At 42.0% G+C, this 262-nt stretch carries 1 rRNA gene; it reads left to right on the forward strand.

Annotated elements, in window-relative coordinates:
• A 16S ribosomal RNA gene (locus KO536_RS24120) occupies positions 1 to 58 on the forward strand; the annotation flags it as partial.
• Positions 59 to 262: the final 204 nt, after the last annotated feature.

Genomic DNA, 262 nt, shown 5'->3' on the forward strand with positions numbered 1-262 from the left:
TGGGGTGAAGTCGTAACAAGGTAGCCGTAGGGGAACCTGCGGCTGGATCACCTCCTTAATCGACGACATCAGCTGCTCCATAAGTTCCCACACGAATTGCTTGATTCATTGTAGAAGACGATAACTGCAGAGTCGCTCTGTGGTTTTTCTGTCGTAAAGCTTAGAAATGAGCATTCCATCAAACGATGGTGAATGTTGATTTCTGATCTTTTTGATTAGATCGTTCTTTAAAAATTTGGGTATGTAATAGAAAGTTAGACTG

This window comes from Pseudomonas sp. NKUCC02_KPG (genome assembly GCF_019345465.1).
Lineage (GTDB): Bacteria > Pseudomonadota > Gammaproteobacteria > Pseudomonadales > Pseudomonadaceae > Aquipseudomonas.